Here is a 3538-nt window from a genome sequence, read left to right on the forward strand (position 1 = left end):
CGTCGGGGTGACCGCGTCGAGGGTCAGACCGTCGCGGGGCTCCTCGGCGAGGTTGACGCCCTCGGTGACCCGCGCCGCGGCCGCGTCGAGCACGAGCACCCGGGCGCCGTCGAGCACGACGACCGCGGCCAACGAGCGCCCCCACGGCACCCGGGTCAGCTCCGCCGACACGGTGCCGCTGCCAGTGACGCCGCCGGAGCCGCCGTCGGTGCCACCGCCAATGCCGCCGTGAGTGCCGCCGCCGGTGAGCGCGCCCCCGGCCGCACCGGCAGGGCGGTCCCCGCCGGTCGCGTCGGTGACGACCGCGGCCAGCGGCCCGTCCGGCACGGCGAGCCCGGCGGCGCGGGCCAGCCACCCGGCGAGCAGGTCGGTCTCGGACAGCGGCAGCCGGGCCGCCGCCGCTCCGGCGACCTCCAGCAGCACGGCGGCGTCGTCGAGGGTGCCGCCGGTCTCCGGGTCGGTCAGCGAGGTCAGCCCGGCCCCGGCGCACACCTTCCAGGCGGCCGTGTCCAGGCCGGTGCCCTCGCGGTCGTCGGACCCGGCGGCCAGGATCGACGCGGCCAGGTCGGCGAGGTCGCTGTTGCGGGCCATCAGCGCAGTCCCATCCCCCGCGCGACGATGCCGCGCAGGACCTCGTTGGTACCGCCGCGCAGGGTGAACCCGGGCGCGTGCAGCACGGCGTCGGCGAGCAGCCGGGCGAACCCGGACTCCGCGCCGGGGTCCGGTGGGATGTCGACCAGCAGCCGGGCGGCGTCGACGATCTCGTTCTCGAAGCGGGTGCCGAGGTCCTTGACCAGGGCCGCGGCCAGCTCGGGCGCCTCACCCGACTCCAGTGCCCCGGCGACGGCCAGCGACATGGCCCGCAGCGTCCACAGCCGCGACACCAGCGACCCGACCCGGCGCCGGGTGCCGGTGTCGACACCGCCCGCCGCCGCGGTCAGCTCCCCGACCAGCGACGACAGCAGCGGATAGGTCGACAGGAACCGCTCCGGCCCGGACCGCTCGAACGCCAGCTCGCCGGTGACCTGGGCCCAGCCGTTGCCGATCTCGCCGAAGACCCGCGAGTCCGGGATGAACACGTCGTCGAAGCGGACCTCGTTGAAGTGGTGCGCCCCGGTGAGCAGCGGGATCGGGCGGATCTCCACCCCGGGCGAGTCCAGCTCGACCAGGAACTGGGACAGGCCCGCGTGCCGGTGGGCGTCGTCGCGCGGCTCGGTGCGCACCAGCGCGAAGAACGCGTGCGCATGGTGGGCCCCGGAGGTCCAGACCTTGGTGCCCGACAGCCGCCACCCGCCGACGCCGCGGGTCGCCCGGGTCCGCACCGACGCCAGGTCGGAGCCGGAGTCCGGTTCGGACATGCCGATGCCGAAGTACACCTCGCCGCGGGCGATGCCGGGCAGGAACGCGCGACGCTGCTCCTCGGTGCCGTGACGCAGCAGCGACGGCCCGATCTGGCGGTCGGCGATCCAGTGCGCCGCCACCGGGGCGCCCGCCGCGAGCAGCTCCTCGGTGACGACGTAGCGCTCCAGCGCGGTGCGGCCGTGCCCGCCGTACTCGGTGGGGATCGTCATACCGAGCCAGCCGCGCTCCCCCAGCCGCCGCGAGAACGACTCGTCCCAGCCGGAGAGCCACACGTCCGCACGCGGGGTCCAGCGGTCGGCGTCGCGCTCCTCGTCGAGGAAGGACCGGACCTCGGCCCGCAGGTCCGCCAGCCCGGCGGGGAGCTCGACCGGGTCGGGCACGAGCTCGGGCAGCGTCGCTGCCGCTGTCGATGTCACTGCCACGGGCCTCATCATGACCCAGCCCCGCCGACGCCGCCGGTGTCTATGGGCCGACTCACCGGGGTACGTTCCGGGCATGACCACCAATGCTGACGAGCGCAGGGTGCTGGATGCCGTCCCCACCGGCCTGTTCATCGGCGGCCAGTGGCGGCAGGCGGAGAACGGTGCGACCGCGAAGGTCGAGGATCCGTCCACCGGAGAGGTCCTGACCGAGGTCGCCGACGCCTCCCCCGCCGACGGCATGGACGCCCTCGCCGCCGCGCACGCCGCGCAGCCCACGATCGCCGCGATGGCACCGCGGGAGCGCAGCGAGATCCTGCGCCGCGCCTACGACCTGCTCCACGAGCGGATCGACGACCTCGCCCTGCTCATGACCCTGGAGATGGGCAAGCCCTTCGCCGAGGCCAAGGGTGAGGTCACCTACGCCTCGGAGTTCCTCCGCTGGTTCTCCGAGGAGGCCGTGCGGATCGACGGCGGCTACCAGGTCGCCCCGAACGGCCAGACCCGCTTCCTCACCATCCGCCAGCCCGTCGGGGTCTGCGTGTTCGTCACCCCGTGGAACTTCCCGCTGGCCATGGGCACCCGCAAGATCGCTCCGGCGGTCGCCGCCGGCTGCGCCTCGGTGATCAAGCCCGCACCGCAGACACCGCTGACGATGCTCGCGTTCGCGCAGGTGCTGGCCGACGCCGGCCTGCCCGACGGCGCCCTGAACGTCATCAACGCCACCGACGCCGGCGCGGTGATCGAGCCGATCCTCCGCGACGGCCGCGCCCGGAAGATGTCGTTCACCGGATCCACCCCGGTCGGGAAGCTGCTGCTGTCCCAGGCCTCGGACAAGGTGCTGCGCTCGTCGCTGGAGCTGGGTGGCAACGCCTCGTTCATCGTGCTCGACGACGCCGACGTCGACGCCGCCGTCGAGGGCGCCATGATCGCCAAGATGCGGAACATGGGCGAGGCCTGCACTGCGGCGAACCGCTTCTACGTCCAGCGCGGCGTCGCCGAGGCGTTCACCGCCAAGCTCGCCGAGCGGATGGGTGCGCTCAAGGTCGGCCGTGGCACCGAGGAGGGCGTGAACGTCGGCCCGCTGATCGACGCCAAGGGCCGGGACAAGGTCACCGACCTGGTCGCCGACGCCGTCGCCGCGGGCGCCTCGGTCGCGCTCGGCGGGAAGGCCCAGGACGGGCCGGGCTACTTCTACCCGCCGACCGTGCTCACCGACGTGCCGGTCGACTCCCGGCTCAACCACGAGGAGATCTTCGGCCCGGTCGCGCCGATCACCGTCGTCGACACCGCCGACGAGGCGCTGGCCGCGGCCAACGCGACCGAGTTCGGCCTGGTCAACTACGTGTACACGCGCGACCTGAACCGGGCGCTGCACATCGCCGAGAACCTCGAGAGCGGCATGATCGGGCTCAACACCGGCCTGGTGTCGAACCCGGCCGCCCCGTTCGGCGGAGTGAAGGAGTCCGGGCTGGGCCGCGAGGGCGGCGCGATCGGCATCGACGAGTTCCTCGAGACCAAGTACGTGGCCATCGGCTACAGCGGCTGAATCACGGGAACGGCCGAGGGCCCCGGCGCCGTACGGCGCCGGGGCCCTCGTGGTTCGCGGACCGGTCAGTTGGCCGGGGCCGCGGGTGCAGCAGGTGCCGCGGGGGCCGGGGCCTGCGGCTGGATCGGGACCGCCGCATCCTGCCCGGGCACCGGCTCGGCGGGCTGGGTCACGTCGACCTGCCCGCCCGAGACGAGCTCGACCAGCT

General features: G+C 74.2%; 2 protein-coding genes and 1 pseudogene. 1 reads left to right on the top strand and 2 read right to left on the bottom strand.

The window, feature by feature from the left end; all coding sequences use genetic code 11:
• Both KPL57_RS27470 and KPL57_RS27475 read right to left on the bottom strand, forming a co-directional pair.
• Positions 1–591, bottom strand: a pseudogene (locus KPL57_RS27470) (hypothetical protein); the annotation flags it as partial.
• The gene (locus tag KPL57_RS27475) at positions 591–1793 is read right to left on the bottom strand and encodes an acyl-CoA dehydrogenase family protein (protein WP_226353697.1); all 1203 of its coding nucleotides are present in this window, start codon (positions 1791–1793) and stop codon (positions 591–593) included. The gene KPL57_RS27475 and the pseudogene KPL57_RS27470, both read right to left, overlap by 1 nt.
• 64 nt (positions 1794–1857) lie before the next feature.
• Between KPL57_RS27475 and KPL57_RS27480 the strand changes: the two genes are divergently transcribed.
• On the top strand, positions 1858–3330 hold the full coding sequence (locus tag KPL57_RS27480; RefSeq protein WP_226353698.1) for an NAD-dependent succinate-semialdehyde dehydrogenase: 1473 nt from the start codon (positions 1858–1860) through the stop codon (positions 3328–3330).
• The last annotated feature ends 208 nt before the right edge of the window (positions 3331–3538 follow it).

This window comes from Pseudonocardia sp. ICBG601 (genome assembly GCF_020496245.1).

Coding starts and splice junctions, on each gene's coding strand:
- KPL57_RS27475 (WP_226353697.1), bottom strand. CDS start 1,793: ATGAGGCCCGTGGCAGTGACATCGACAGCGGCAGCGACGCTGCCCGAG.
- KPL57_RS27480 (WP_226353698.1), top strand. CDS start 1,858: ATGACCACCAATGCTGACGAGCGCAGGGTGCTGGATGCCGTCCCCACC.